The sequence below is a fragment of the Paenibacillus nasutitermitis genome (assembly GCF_014641075.1).
Taxonomy (GTDB): domain Bacteria; phylum Bacillota; class Bacilli; order Paenibacillales; family Paenibacillaceae; genus Paenibacillus_Z; species Paenibacillus_Z nasutitermitis.
The window spans coordinates 1-13367 of record NZ_BMHP01000008.1; the positions used below are offsets into that span (position 1 = coordinate 1).

The window sequence follows — 13367 nt, forward strand, 5'->3', positions numbered from 1 at the left end:
GATGTTATCCCAGGCTTATAGGCAGGTTGCCTACGTGTTACTCACCCGTCCGCCGCTAACCAACGAGTTCCCGAAGGAACCCGTTAGTCCGCTCGACTTGCATGTATTAGGCACGCCGCCAGCGTTCGTCCTGAGCCAGGATCAAACTCTCCATAAAAGAGATCCGAAGATCTCATAGCTTACAGATAAGCTAAAAACAGCTCATTCTTTAAAACCTGTTTGACAGGTCGCTCATTGTTCAGTTTTCAAAGAACAAATGCTTCTTCTTGCAGGCTGCATAAGGCTTTGCCCGCTTTGTAAGCTGTCGTGCTACGTTTCAGCGGCGACTTGATTAATATATCACATCCGCCTAGCTGATTGCAAGTACTTTTTTTAAATTGTTTTTTTCAATTTCGTGGTCGTATATGACGCAAAGAGTAATTTAACATAGATCTCGCATCGCGGTCAAGCTATTTTCGCAGAAGGTTTAGAACAGCGTCCATTGCAGCCCCAGTACCAGCATGATACCCGGCAGCCCGAGCAGGACGACCGTGCCGATCGTAGCCGGATTAAGCGGCACCTCCATGCCTGGGACAACTCCGGAATAGTTGAGCAGGTACAGCGCAGCGGCAGCTGCGATAAGATGAAGCGCAAAACGGCGGAACCACAACCAGGATATTTGGTTTCTCAATATAACAACTGCGAGCAGCAAAGATGAAACAATCAATAAGACAAGCCATATGGTTTGCATACCGCCATCCCCCTTACGGACTCGCACCAGTCCCCATTCAATGCTTTGGCTTTTCTTAACAGCATTTCATATCTTTTCTCGGCCGCTTCGATGGCAAAGATCGCGTAATCGGTCTGATCTTTGCCCAGGGCATATTCAAAATGACGCAGGGCGTTGTCCCAATCGCGTTTTGCAACAAGTATCTCATCATAAATTTCCAGCATCTCCTGCTTCAGTTTGTTCTCTTTCTCTGCCAATGCCGCTCTTTGACGTTGTTGCAGCCATTTATCCCACATTTTCGTTTTTCCCCTTCCGCTTGTCCACTGTGTCCATGCCCGATTGATTTAGCATGTAGTACAGATTTATGAAAGAACACCGGAAAACAGAACGAAAACTAAGAAGAAACGGCTGCACCGTCCTCTGGAGGCTAAGTTAGTTTCTTCCCTTACACCTTATAGAATTTATAAGAGTGAAACGTATAAATTCTATAAAGGTGAAGAAAACCCTGTGAATATGCCTTCGCTCACAGGGTTTCGATATTGAAAGGAGGGCAGCTGCCTTAAAGGCGGCCTTGTCAGCCGTTGATCAGATAGAAATAAATCAGTTCAATTCTCTTCTGCCTTCCAGCGCTTTGGAAAGCGTTACTTCATCGGCGTATTCCAGGTCGCCGCCAACCGGCAGCCCATGCGCAATACGGGTTACCTTAATACCGAAAGGCTTGACAAGCCGTGACAAGTACATAGCGGTCGCTTCACCTTCAATATTAGGATTGGTCGCCAATATCATTTCCTGTACCCGCTCATCGCTAAGCCGCCTTAGCAGCTCGGCTATCCGGATCTCTTCAGGTCCAATACCTTCGATCGGCGAGATAGCTCCCTGCAGAACATGATATTGACCTTGATACTCTTTTGTTCTTTCCATTGCCACCAAATCCCTTGATTCTTGAACGACGCAAATCACGGCATCATCCCTGCTTTTGTCCTGGCAAATCCGGCATGGATCAATGTCCGTGATGTTGCAGCAAACCGAACAAAAATGAAGATTGCGTTTCACGCTGACCAATGACTTGGCAAAATCAATAACATCGTCCTCTTTCATCTTCAGAACATGAAAGGCAAGCCGGGCAGCCGTTTTGGGACCGATCCCCGGCAGTCGGCTGAAAGCGTCGATAAGTTTGGCTATCGGTTCGGGATAATACAAAGACGCAGCTCCTTTATTTCAACTTCCCCAAATCGGATTTGGGCGTTCCCTGCCTTTAATCAAGAAGAAACCTGCATCCTCTGACGACGATACAAGTTTCTTCATCCGAGCTATTGCCATTTACGCATGCTTGCCGCAGGTGAAGCGAATTTAGAACAAACCTGGAATTTTCACTCCGCCCGTATACTTACCCAGGTCTTTATTCGCCAGCTCATCGGCTTTGGTGATCGCGTCGTTCACGGCAGTCATGACAAGATCCTGCAGCATTTCAACATCATCCGGATCAACAGCCTCCGGCTTGATGACAATGCTCTGTACATTTTTGTGGCCGTTTACGATGACCGTAACCGCGCCGCCGCCAGCTGTGCCCTCAATGGTTTTGGTGCCCAATTCCTCTTGCGCCTTAAGCATTTGCTCCTGCATTTTCTTCACTTGCTTCATCATTTGGTTCATGTTGTTCATTGCGTAACACTCCTTATGTTTGTTGGTAATGGAATTTGTGGATGATGACATGCAACGGATTCTTTCTGGTATTTAAGAAGTATCAATTGCGCCATTCCTGCGGGAAATCCTTCAACCGTCATTTGTCTTTGATGACCACAAGATCCTCGCCGAACAGCTTGACCGCTTCTTCGACCCATTCCGGTTCGGCTGGAGGTCCACCCTGCTCATCAGGCTGCAGGACCAGTGTCTCTGCGGAAGATGCCGGCGCTGAATCGGATGCGGACTGCCATTCTTTGAGCATAACCGTTGCCAGACGCACAGGGCGCGAAAAGGATTCCTCCAGCACCTTCTCAATGACTTCACGGTTAGCCGGCTTCTCTGTTGTTTCGCGGTGCATGGTATTCTTGAACGCGATAAGCAGTGTATGATCTGCGGCGGATACCGGTTCCCCATCCACCAGCCAGGCATGCACGGTTATGCGCATTTCCTTGACACGCTGCAAAATCTCGCTCCACTTCATACGCACCTGAGCAATCGCTTGTCCATCAGCCGCAGCAAGAAATGGCTCCAGCTTCACATTTGACCGCACAGCTCCACCGGAAGAAGGGGAAGCACCGGCCCGGCTGCCGAAGCTGGCTCTGCTGTTGTTGCCGCGTGACTGGCCTGTCCCCTCGGCGGCAGTGCCTTTGGCTTCTTCGCCGGTAGGCTGTACGCCCGAACGCAGCAGCTGTTCCAATTTCCGCTCCAACGTATCGATCCTCTGCTGCATCCGCATCAGATCTGCGGAAGCTGCAGCCGAAGGAGCCGCTGCAGAGGACATCTTATTCGCTTCTGTTGCCGCGTGATCGCCTGATGTGCTTGAAACCGCAGTTTCAGGTATGGTGCAAATCTTCATCAAAGCGACTTCAAAGATCGTTTGAGGAAGCGTTGCATGACGGATTTCGGATTGATATTGATTCAATACATCAATCATGCGGAATAACCGCTCCGAGGTGAACGCTTCGGCCATAGCCCGATACGGCTCCTGATCGACGATTCTCTCCGTCGTTGCCACTCCATTTGGTCCCAGCTTGATCACAAGCAGATCCCGAAAATAGTATACTAAATTTTCGAGGCATTTGTCCGCGCTTTTTCCCGCCTGCATCAGACCTTCCACAAGGGGAAGGATAGCTCCCGCATTACGGTCCCGCACAGCTTCTGCCAGTTGGCTGAACTGCTCAGCCGCGAGCCCCCCGGTTACTTCGACCGCATTTGAGAGTGTAATCTGCTCGCCCCCATAAGCGGAAACCTGTTCCAACAGGCTTATGGCGTCGCGCATTCCACCATCGGAAAGACGCGCAATATAGGCCAAAGCCTCTTCCTCCGCGCCAATTCCTTCTTCATCGCATATCTGACGCAGCCGCTGCGTCTGCTCCGGGAGCGAAACCTGACGAAAGTCAAAGCGCTGGCAGCGTGAAATGATGGTTGCCGGCAGCTTGTGCGGTTCCGTTGTCGCCAATATAAACATGACATGTCCCGGCGGCTCCTCCAGCGTTTTGAGCAGAGCGTTAAACGCCTCCGTGGTAAGCATATGCACCTCATCGATAATATAAACCTTGGTGCGTACCTCGGACGGGGCATATCTGACCTTGTCGCGGATATCCCGAATTTCATCAATCCCGCGGTTGGATGCGGCATCGATCTCCACGACATCCATCACGGTTCCTGCGGTGATACCGCGGCAAGCCTCGCATTCGTTACATGGCTCCGGCGCGGGCCCCCGCTCGCAGTTGATCGCTTTTGCCAATACTTTGGCTGCCGTTGTTTTACCGGTCCCCCGGGGACCGTTAAACAGATAAGCATGCGAAACCCGGTCTTCCCGTATTGCATTCTGCAGCGTCTGGATTATATGTTGCTGGCCAACCATGTCCTGGAACGTCTGTGGACGCCAGGCGCGATATAAAGCGATATGTGTCACACGGACCGTTCCTTTCGGCTCATTGGTGGGCAATGCCCAGTATTTCCATTATACACGAACCTGTCCTTCAAAAAAACCGTTAACCTCCGGTGTTTCTTTCCTTCTTTCGAAGCATGCCGCCTCCCTGGGTGCGTTTACAGCATGGCATTGGATCATTAGCGATGATGCGGCGGGTCTATATCCAAAGCTCAACAGGGCAGCATCACCGTAAATAGCGCGCCCTCTGTCCGGGTAGCCGCCTTGATTATCCCCCCAAAATCATGCACAATCCGCTGGCAGACGGATAATCCAAGCCCTGTTCCATTTGCTTTGGTGGTGACGAACGGATCAAATATTTTATTCAGCATGGAAGAGGGAATACCAGGTCCGGTATCTTGGATGTCAACCGCCAGCCATCTTCCTTCGCTGTTGACTTCCATTTGTGCATAAACCGTTAAGTCGCCCCCGATATTCATTGCTTCTATACCATTCTTGCAAATATTTAAAAATACCTGCTTGAGCATTTCCGGATCTGCCGTCACAAAAGGAAGCCCCGGTTCCCACTCCCAGGATACGGTCACGCCATGAAGCAGCGCCTCGCTCGAGACCATCGGCATGATGTCCCGAAGTACGGCATCAATATGAATATGGTTCTGCATTTTGTGTCTGGGCTTGCTCAGCATCAAAAACTCTCCGACCAGACTGTTGATCCGGTCCAGCTCCGTAAGCATAATCTCGGTATATTCGACTTCCTTGCTCATTCCGCGAACGGTCATCGTTTTTTGAAACAATTGTAAAAACCCTCTGATCGCCGTGAGCGGGTTACGGATCTCATGCGCGGCTCCCGCTGCTATCTGGCCAATCATGGCCAGGCGGTCACTCCGCTGAACCTGCTCTTCAAGCGAACGCAGATTGGTGACATCCTTGAACAGGATATAGGCGCCTTCCACCAGGCCGAGCGGACTATGAAACAGGCCGACATCCATCAGCAGTTCGGTCTGCCCGGCCTGCTCGGTTCTATGCAACCAGGTCATTGGGTGATTCCGTACAGCGGGACCGCCGGCAAGCGCATTTTGTATCAGCTTGTATTCCTTCGTGGAGGCAAAAAAGTGATGCAGCGGCTCATTAACGATGCTGCATTTTGGAGCACCAAGCAGTCTGCATGCGAGCGGGCTGATATCCAGAATAATGGAATCGGCGGGATGGAGCAGAATGGCTCCGAGATGATCATCCGTCAGCATCGTTTCCCCGAAGCGTTGGATCAGATTTCCTTCTTTGACCGGTTCCTGATTGAACAACAGCAGCAAATGGAGCAGACCCTGGCCCGTTTCCATTCGCAGCGGCATGACATGAACGATGAGAATTTCACCGTTTGCCATGATCAGATGGGCCGGTTCCGGTTTGAATATGTTGCGGTTTCCAATACTGAGGGCATTATCGACCATTCGGGTGTTGAATAAGGGACTATCGGATAGTACAGCGATGTCCCGTTTGAGGATCGTGGAGGAAGCGTAGCCGGTTTCGTTCAGAAACAAGGAGTTACATTGTGTGATGACACCCTCGTCATCAAGGACCAGAACCATAGCCCCGGGCAGATGACTGGAATACTCATCAAGCGTGTCCATACTCATAGTGCCGACCGGTAAGGATGGAGCTTTGTACATGTTGATCCCCTCTTTTTTTATTTTACTTCTACTTCCTTTCGTTCCATAATTACCAAATTCCTGCAAAAAAAGAAAAAACATCCTCGCGAAGCCATATTGAGCTTCGCATGGATGTTTGTCGTTTAATTCGGTGGCTGATACTTAAATGATGAACCGCGCACCTGTCTTCGATACGTGCAACCCGGGCGGCAATTTTATTTCCGGCTCTGGTCAGGCACTCCCCCGGCACATGAACGTACCCGCTTACGGCTGCTTCCTTCCGGACCTGACCGAGTTCACAAGCGTTCATTGCGGAGGACCAAACCGTCAACACCGTTCCTAAAAACCAGCCCCGCATGGCACAACCTCAGACAGGAATTCAACCTCGCTACAGCGGATTGCGAGTTACAGGGCACCGCTACCTCCCCGTCTAGCACGGCAGAAATAATTATAGCGTGTTCTGTCCCAAAGTGCAACTGCAAGAAGATTGGCTTATCATCCGTATCTTCCCGTCAAATTATTTCATTGTCGTTACCGACACTTCATAACGGGGCATATTGGCTTGCAGGGTGGACAAAACTTCCCTTTCCAGACTTGCGGGATCAACATTTCGGGCCGCTTTCACCGCCACTTTCAGTTTAGGGCCTTGGATGATGATTGTATAATCCGCCACTCCGCGAATTTCCTTCAGCTTACGTTCCGCGAAATTCCCATCCGAACCATAATTGAGATCATTGCCGTTCCGGTTGGGCAAATGAGGGTTGCTGTTGGAAATGCCCAGATACCCGTCATGTCCGTACGATCGGGTATTCATATTGTTGCTGCTGTCTTTTTTGATGCCACATCCGCCTATCACGGCGATCATGAGAAGCAGAGCCAATCCTGCGGCGGCCTGCGAAAATTTGCGTGACTTCTCCATAAAAAAACCTCCCTTCAACCATAGGATGGCTGAGGGAGGTTCTTGTATTCTGCCAAATATAGACAGAAACGGATCATTGGAATTAGATGCCGTATTTTTTCTTGAATTTGTCGACACGTCCGCCAGCATCCAGGAACTTTTGCTTACCCGTAAAGAATGGGTGACAGTTGGAACAGATCTCTACACGCAGGTTCTCTTTAATCGAACCTGATTCGAAGCTGTTTCCACAAGCGCAAGTAACGGTAGTGACGTGAAAGGCCGGATGAATACCTTGTTTCATTCGTATACACCTCTTTCTGCCCTGAGCCACAGGCGGACCCAGAGTTAAAATACACACTCAAGTAGTATAACATGCGTGCCATCAATCATGCAATGCCATTCCTAATCCCGTTACGAGCGCTCCGTTCTACTTGACCGGCATCGGCGGCACATGCGTGTAGGAGCCGATTACTACATCGGGGAGTTCTTCAGCAAAGATATCCAGCATCTGCTTCATTCCGTAAATATCGCCCTGCGGCGCCGGGATCAGCTCCAGATAGCTTTCGGGATCGATGTTCAGATTGCGCATTTGGATAAATCGAAGCCCCGTCCGTTTGATGAAGCCAATCATTGCTTCCATCTCTTCTTCGCGGTCGGTGACGCCAGGGAAAATCAAGTAATTAATAGACGTATATACCCCTTTATCCGCGGCGTAACGAAGGGACTTCTCCACATTGCGCAAATCATATCCGCGAGGCTTGTAATATGCGTTGTAATGATCATCCAATGCACTGATGGTGCTCACCCGCATCAGATTTAATCCTGCATCCACAATAGCGCGGATATGATCGGTCAACCCGGCATTCGTATTGATATTGATATATCCCAGCTGCGTCTGCTGCCGAACACGGCGCATGGCTTCCACGATAATCTTGGCCTGGGTCGAAGGTTCGCCTTCGCAGCCTTGGCCGAAGCTGATAATCGCTTCAGGCGAATGCAGATGCTCCAGCATAATATCCACAATCTCGTCGACAGTCGGCTTGAAGTTCATTCTTGTCTGCGGAGCAGGGAACCCGCTGTCGTCAGGCTGCTCGGAAATACAGCCGAAGCAGCCTGCATTGCAGGAAAACGATACCGGTACCGCGCCTTCCCAGCGCTGCAAAAATGTATTGGATGCGGTCAGGCATTCATAGCCTTGCGCACAATGGGACAAATGCTTGTAAAGACGGTTGTCGGGATATTTGGCAAGCAGACGGTCAACCTGAAGATTCAGTTCCTCGGGATCGCAATTCAGCGGATTCCAGCGTTCAGGATCATCCGATTTATGTGCAGCCACATAGAAACCGTCCTCTTTCCAGACCACGGCCGAATAACCGAACAAGGGAAGCTTCTGCGTCTTGTCTGTCTTCATATAGCTTGGGATGCACAATCGGGTATAGCCCTGTGGAAGGAGCGCTCCTACGGCCTGGAAGTCACCGGGCAGCGGCCTCATTTCACCGGAGGCCGCATGAATGCCAATTGGCCGGGTATAGGGCAAGCCTACCAATGTCGCACCTTCAGGCAGCGGAATCAATTCATCGTCCATAAGTTCAGTGACCATGTCGCCGCTTCTTCCAAGCGCCAACCAATCCGGATGATCGAACAAGTTGCCTTGTTCGTCCGCATATACGAGATTCATGATGTCCTCCTTCTTTCCTTAGGAGACAGGCGTCGATCGAGTGGTCGGGCGCCGTGTCGCGCTCGTTCCCGTGCCGCTGCTCCCGGAGCCGGAAGAATGGCTGCTTTGCGGCCGCTTAGGCGGCTGCCCCATTGCCGATATATCCAGCGAGGCCAGAAATTCTTCGTTCGTCTTGGTGTCGGCGAGCTTCTTGAGGAATCCGTCGACAAATTCGATCGAATCATTCATATTCTTGCGAATGGCCCATACTTTATCCAGCTCTTCCTTGGTAAGCAGCATTTCTTCGCGTCTTGTTCCCGAGCGGCGGATGTCCAACGCGGGGAAGATACGACGATCTGCGAGCTTGCGGTCCAAATGAAGCTCCATGTTGCCTGTTCCTTTAAATTCTTCATAAATAATATCATCCATGCGCGAGCCTGTTTCCACAAGCGCCGTCGCCAGAATCGTCAGGCTGCCGCCCTCTTCCACATTTCGAGCCGATCCAAAAAACCGCTTCGGACGGTGAAACGCAGCAGGGTCGATACCGCCGCTAAGCGTTCTCCCTGAAGCCGGAACGACGAGGTTGTAGGCGCGAGCCAATCGCGTAATGCTATCCATAAGAATAACAACATCCTTCTTATGCTCAACCAGACGAAGCGCTCTTTCCAAGACCAGCTCAGTTACCTTGATATGATTCTCCGGCAGCTCGTCGAACGTGGAGGCAATAACCTCTCCTTTGACAGAACGCGACATATCCGTTACTTCCTCCGGTCGCTCGTCGATCAGCAGAACAAACAGTTCGATTTCTGGATGGTTGGTTGAAATACTGTTGGCAATCTCCTTGAGCAGCAAGGTCTTGCCTGCTTTCGGCGGTGCGACAATAAGTCCGCGCTGACCGAGTCCCACTGGGGCGAGCAAATCCATAATACGCGTGGAAAGTTTGGATTGGGAAGTTTCAAGGACCATCTTCTTTTCTGGAAACAGAGGAGTAAGGGCAGGAAAATGCAGGCGTTCTCCAGCTTGTTCGGGGCTTTCTCCATTAACGGCGTTGACCTGCAGCAGACCAAAATAACGTTCATTCTCCTTGGGAGGGCGGCATTTGCCTGAAACCAGGTCGCCTGTCCGAAGGTCAAACTTGCGAATCTGGGACGCTGAGATGTAAATGTCTTCCGTGCTCGGCAAGTAATTGATCGGGCGGAGAAATCCGTACCCTTCAGATAAAATCTCCAATACACCCTGCATAAACATAAGCCCGCCTTGCTCGGCTTGCGCACGCAGAATAGCAAAAATTAATTCTTTCTTCTTCAATGTACCGTAATACGGTATCTGAAACTGTTTGGCAAGCTTGTACAGCTCGGTCAGTTTCAACTCTTCCAGATCGGCGATCTGAAGATCGGACATATTATCACCACTTCTTTTCAATGATCAAAAAAAATGCATCTTATTCCATCCATCATTGCCGGAATCGGCCTGGTATATTCCAGCGCCGATTCGGCTTCCTCTTGTAAAAAGCTTACTCTTGCCCTTGCTCGCGCCAGACATCGGCACCCAGCATCCGCAAATTATCTACCAGATTGTCATAGCCTCTGTCGATATATTCCACGCCGGTTATTTCCGACACGCCCTCCGGAATGGTCAGAGCCGCCACAACCAACGCCGCTCCTGCCCGCAAATCGGCGGCACGGACTTTGGCAGCTGTGAGCGGTCCGCCCTCTACGATGGCAGAACGTCCCTCCAACCGGATGTTGGCGCCCATTCTCATTAATTCGGGAACATGCTTGAACCGGTTGCTGTAGATATAATCACTCAGAATGCTAACGCCTTTCGTCTGGGTCAGCAGACTGGTCATTGGAGATTGCAAGTCGGTGGCAAATCCGGGGTACACCAGTGCTTTAACATCGATTGCTTCATAGTCGGCTTGACCGACGATCCGAATCGATTCATCCATTTCATACACATGAACGCCCATTTCCTGAAGCTTGGCGGTAACAGCCTCCATATGTTTGGGAATGACATTATCAATCAACACATCGCCGCGTGTCGCTGCAGCGGCAATCATGTAAGTACCCGCTTGAATGCGGTCGGGAATAATCGAATGACGGCAGCCATGCAAGCTTTCTGCTCCCTCAATACGGATCGTTTCCGTCCCGGCTCCTTTAATTTTCGCGCCCATGGCGTTTAGAAGAGTAGCTACATCTATAATTTCAGGCTCTTTTGCCGCGTTTTCGATAATCGTGGAGCCTTTGGCCCGGGAGGCCGCAAGCATAATATTGATGGTCGCTCCAACACTGACAACATCCAGATAAATCTTTGCGCCCCGCAGTTCTTTGGCTACAATCCGAACCGAACCATGGTCATTTGTCACTTTTGCGCCAAGGGCTTCAAATCCTTTGATATGCTGCTCGATGGGCCTGGGCTCGAAATTGCAGCCACCGGGAAGACCGATCGTCGCTTCGCCGAAACGGCCAAGCATGGCACCCATCAAATAATAGGAGGCACGAAGCAGCTTTACTTTTCCATTAGGCATCGGGATCGATTGCATGCCTGATGGGTCAATCGAAATCGCATCCCCGCTTCTGGTAACGGTTCCGCCCAGCTCCCGAAGGATATCACTGTACACCGCCACATCGCTGATAAGCGGCAAATTGTCCAAAACAACCGTTGACTCCGCTAAAATAGCGGCGGGCAGCAGTGCGACCGCACTGTTTTTGGCTCCGCTGATCTGCACGGTGCCGCGCAGCGGTATACCGCCGCGTATCATTAATTTTTCCATCAGTCTCATTATCCTCCCACTCGGAAGGGAGCAAAGGAAAAACCGCCGCATCCTTTGAAGAACATCCGATGCCGTTACTCATACTTTAATATGACGGGAACTTGAGTGAAAGAGGGCATCGGTTTCATAAGGGGTTTATGTGGCGGTTTACTCCATGCTCCGGAAGTTACGCTTGATTACTGCTGCCGAACAGCCGGATTTTCTCTTGCACAACTGCTTTCATCGCATTGCGGGCAGGAGTCAAATATTTACGCGGGTCAATGACAGTAGCACTAGCTTCAAGCGCCTGACGAATGGCTTCTGTACAAGCGACCTGGTTCTCGGTATTAACATTGATTTTGCCTACGCCGGCAGCGATCGACAGACGAATGGCCTCATCGGGAACACCGGATCCGCCGTGCAAAACAACTGGTACCGGAATGGCATCAGCTACTTGTTGGATAATATCGTAATGGATTTTTGGTTCGCCTTTGTACATACCATGGGCGGTACCTACTGCGATTGCCAGGCAATCCACACCGGTTTCTTCATAAAAGCGGATAGCTTCTTCAGGCTTGGCCATCGTAGCATCAGCTTCATCAACGCTCAGGTCATCCTCAACCCCGCCAATTGTTCCAAGTTCGCCTTCAACGGAAACACCCATTGCGCGAGCGGCTTTAACAACCTGCTTGGTCAATTCGATGTTTTCTTCCAGTCCGTAGTGAGAACCGTCAAACATAACCGAAGAGAATCCTGCGCGGATACATTTCATGGCGACTTCAAAGCTGCTGCCATGATCAAGATGAAGGGCAATCGGCAAGCCGGATTTTTTAGCAGCGGCTTCTGCGATGGCAACGGTAAATTCGATGCCCATGTATTTCAAGGCGCCTTCGGAAACACCATAAATAAATGGCGATTTCTCTTCCATTGCGGCTTCCACGATCGCTTGCGCGAACTCGAGGTTATTCATGTTGAACTGACCAACTGCGAATTTGTTTGCTTTGGCTTTCGGTAAAAATTCATTCATCGATACGAGTGGCATAGGTTCTCTGTTCCTCCTAAATGTTTTTGGCCAAGTCTTCTCCAAACAATCAGCCGTAAAGAAACAGGCTGGGGCTTGTTGAAGCATCGGCTCTGGCATGTGCGGTGCTTCTCTCTTCTGCGCGCCATTCTATTCAATCATAAACATCCGCGGGACAAGAAAAAACGGCCCGTTGCCTATGAGGCATCGGTAAGGGGTGTTCCTTCTTTTTTGGAAGTCAGGTGGGGTCTATCGCATAGACTTTCCTTACCTGACATGCCAAGGGAACGGAGTTTATGCTTGCTGCGAGGGTGCCAGTCACTGGCTGGACGCTTGATGCGACTATAGCGTTCCCGCAAAAATATCAAAAAAAGGGCGGCGAGGCCCGTCCACCTGTTATTTTAGAAAAGGCCGGCAGCGGGAGCACTCTCACGGGCAATCTTAAATCAAATCACGGTTCTGCTTGTTATACCCCGCTAGTATACCACAACCGTTTATTGTTTGGTACAGGTCTTTGAAACGCTTGGCTCCGTGGTTAGGAGCGCGAATTGTATCTGAGCCTGCCCGAACGGCGGTAAACAGGTCCACTTCCCGGCAGGCAGGCGAAAAAAAAAGCCCTGAATATGATTCAGGACCCTACTGCGTACCAATTATTGGATTCCCCGCCGCGAAGCTGCAAATTCACGGCCATTCTGATCTCATCGATATCAAACGGTTTGGTAAAATGCATCAATGCCCCGTGGTCGGTAGCTTCCTTGATCATGTCAAGCTCCCCGTAGGCGGTCATCATAATCACTTTGATGTCTTTGTTGATCGCCTTGATATGCTTCAGAATTTCCAATCCGTCCATTCCTGGAATCTTCATATCCAGCAAGACGAGATGCGGCGCGTCATTTCTTACGATTTCCAGCGCCAGTTTGCCGTTAGAGGCTTGAAAGGTTACATAACCCTCACTGCTAAAAACTTCCATCAGCAAGACTCGAATACCATTTTGGTCGTCGACGATTAACACTTTCTTCTTATCCAACTCGAACCCTCCTACGAATGCGCTAAATGCTGCCGCACGATTGGTACAACTCTCCCACAATCGTTAGTTTATTCGCGTAG

The 13367-nt window shown here is 50.5% G+C and carries 13 protein-coding genes, 1 rRNA gene and 1 other RNA gene; all 15 read right to left on the reverse strand.

What is annotated here, in order from left to right; all coding sequences use genetic code 11:
• Window positions 1-157 (reverse strand): 16S ribosomal RNA (locus tag IEY46_RS30915); the annotation flags it as partial.
• A 309-nt stretch (window positions 158-466) separates the two neighbouring features.
• The gene (locus IEY46_RS30920; RefSeq protein WP_188998653.1) at window positions 467-730 is read right to left on the reverse strand and encodes a pro-sigmaK processing inhibitor BofA family protein; all 264 of its coding nucleotides are present in this window, start codon (window positions 728-730) and stop codon (window positions 467-469) included.
• Window positions 703-1005, reverse strand: coding sequence for a DUF2508 family protein (locus IEY46_RS30925; protein WP_188998655.1), 303 nt, complete (start codon window positions 1003-1005; stop codon window positions 703-705). Before IEY46_RS30925 ends, IEY46_RS30920 begins: the two co-directional genes overlap by 28 nt.
• Window positions 1006-1309: 304 nt before the next feature.
• Window positions 1310-1909: a recombination mediator RecR gene (recR, locus tag IEY46_RS30930; RefSeq protein ID WP_188998659.1), complete on the reverse strand. Its 600-nt coding sequence runs from the start codon at window positions 1907-1909 to the stop codon at window positions 1310-1312.
• Window positions 1910-2059: 150 nt separating this feature from the next.
• The gene (locus IEY46_RS30935) at window positions 2060-2371 is read right to left on the reverse strand and encodes a YbaB/EbfC family nucleoid-associated protein (RefSeq protein ID WP_188998662.1); all 312 of its coding nucleotides are present in this window, start codon (window positions 2369-2371) and stop codon (window positions 2060-2062) included.
• Window positions 2372-2489: 118 nt separating this feature from the next.
• Complete coding sequence (gene dnaX / locus IEY46_RS30940; RefSeq protein ID WP_188998665.1) at window positions 2490-4310, reverse strand: DNA polymerase III subunit gamma/tau; 1821 nt, start codon at window positions 4308-4310, stop codon at window positions 2490-2492.
• A 188-nt stretch (window positions 4311-4498) separates the two neighbouring features.
• Entirely contained in the window at window positions 4499-5953 is a 1455-nt protein-coding gene (locus IEY46_RS30945; protein WP_188998668.1) for an ATP-binding protein, read from the reverse strand.
• Window positions 5954-6106: 153 nt separating this feature from the next.
• Window positions 6107-6371: signal recognition particle sRNA large type (ffs, locus tag IEY46_RS30950), an RNA gene on the reverse strand.
• A 78-nt stretch (window positions 6372-6449) separates the two neighbouring features.
• The gene (locus IEY46_RS30955; protein ID WP_188998670.1) at window positions 6450-6851 is read right to left on the reverse strand and encodes a hypothetical protein; all 402 of its coding nucleotides are present in this window, start codon (window positions 6849-6851) and stop codon (window positions 6450-6452) included.
• An 82-nt stretch (window positions 6852-6933) separates the two neighbouring features.
• The gene (gene rpmE / locus IEY46_RS30960) at window positions 6934-7131 is read right to left on the reverse strand and encodes a 50S ribosomal protein L31 (protein ID WP_188998672.1); all 198 of its coding nucleotides are present in this window, start codon (window positions 7129-7131) and stop codon (window positions 6934-6936) included.
• A 126-nt stretch (window positions 7132-7257) separates the two neighbouring features.
• The gene (locus IEY46_RS30965) at window positions 7258-8508 is read right to left on the reverse strand and encodes a radical SAM family protein (protein ID WP_188998675.1); all 1251 of its coding nucleotides are present in this window, start codon (window positions 8506-8508) and stop codon (window positions 7258-7260) included.
• Between the two features lie 18 nt (window positions 8509-8526).
• Window positions 8527-9888: a transcription termination factor Rho gene (gene rho, locus IEY46_RS30970; RefSeq protein ID WP_188998678.1), complete on the reverse strand. Its 1362-nt coding sequence runs from the start codon at window positions 9886-9888 to the stop codon at window positions 8527-8529.
• 112 nt (window positions 9889-10000) lie between these two features.
• Entirely contained in the window at window positions 10001-11260 is a 1260-nt protein-coding gene (gene murA / locus IEY46_RS30975; protein WP_188998681.1) for a UDP-N-acetylglucosamine 1-carboxyvinyltransferase, read from the reverse strand.
• Window positions 11261-11426: 166 nt separating this feature from the next.
• Window positions 11427-12281 (reverse strand): class II fructose-1,6-bisphosphate aldolase, encoded by an 855-nt coding sequence (fba, locus tag IEY46_RS30980; protein ID WP_188999110.1) that lies wholly within the window; start codon window positions 12279-12281, stop codon window positions 11427-11429.
• Between the two features lie 607 nt (window positions 12282-12888).
• Window positions 12889-13287, reverse strand: a complete 399-nt coding sequence (locus IEY46_RS30985; protein WP_188998684.1) for a response regulator — start codon at window positions 13285-13287, stop codon at window positions 12889-12891.
• Between the last annotated feature and the right edge of the window lie 80 nt (window positions 13288-13367).